The organism is Nocardia sp. NPDC006982 (genome assembly GCF_042869435.1).
Lineage (GTDB): Bacteria > Actinomycetota > Actinomycetes > Mycobacteriales > Mycobacteriaceae > Nocardia.
On the sequence record NZ_JBIAFV010000097.1, the window covers coordinates 1 to 1,007 of the forward strand.

The 1,007-nt window shown below is 64.3% G+C and carries 2 protein-coding genes; both read right to left on the bottom strand.

What is annotated here, in order from left to right:
* Positions 1–476: transposase (locus ACFYOW_RS49685; RefSeq protein ID WP_387299203.1), on the bottom strand; the 476-nt coding region annotated here is incomplete at its 3' end.
* 148 nt (positions 477–624) lie between these two features.
* Positions 625–789, bottom strand: coding sequence for a helix-turn-helix domain-containing protein (locus ACFYOW_RS49690; protein ID WP_387299205.1), 165 nt, complete (start codon positions 787–789; stop codon positions 625–627).
* Positions 790–1,007 lie beyond the last annotated feature (218 nt).

Genomic DNA, 1,007 nt, shown 5'->3' on the forward strand with positions numbered 1-1,007 from the left:
GGCTCTTGCAGGTTGAGCCAGCACGCGCCGACCGGGATGAAGGCGTGCTTGATCCGGGGGTGATCCTCGAGCCATTCGCGGGTGGATTTGCTGTTGTGGCTGGACAGGTTGTCGGTGATCACATAGATCTCACCGACCCGGTTGGCCTGTTCGACCAGTTCCAGGAACCGCTGATAATTCACACTGTTGCGTGAACCGGCGGTGAGCGTGACCGCTTGGCCGTCGCGGACGCGGATCGAGCCGTAGACCCAGATCTTGTCCGGACCTCGCGAATATTCCAGCGGCGCCTTGACGCGGTGCCCATCGACCGACCAGCCCGGCGCGGGTCCGAAAGTACGGGGCGAGACCGGGCCCAGCTCGTCGGCGCAGACTACCGTTGCCCCGGCCGGTGGCTGCGTGTAGAGACCGACGATGTGAGTTCTTTTGGGACGAAGTACGGGTCCTTGCTCGTCGTCCACGACCGCGGCCGACGCCACCTGATCCCTTCTGCCACAAGTATTCTGCGCACCTGACTACGACCCACGACAATGCCCTCGGCGCGCACGGCCGCGGTCAGCGAATCCAGCGTCCAGCTCGACGGCACCCCGACCTGCTCAGCTTCCAGAGTGCCATCGGATCCCCGCGTCAACCACCCCGGTGGCGTCGTGGCAACCAAAGCCACGATCCGACTGCGCTCCGTCTCGGACAGGCGGGTCTACGCCCCGACCCCGGCCGATCACCCAGCCCCTCCAGGCCGTGAGTGTTGAACCGCCGCAGGCGTTCACGCACCGTCTGCGGATGACAACCCAACTCACCCGCCGATCACCGCGGTGGACTTCCCCTCCCGCTCGCCGTGATCATCCACGCCCGACGAATCCAATCACCCCGAGCACCAGCGAGCTTACAAATCTTCCACTCCTCCAACACATCCCGCGCAGGACGCGCGACCAGCACCTTCGGCAGAACCCACCCCAAGACACCCGAACCAACAAGACCCACAACAAGATACATGATCATCAAGGAACGCA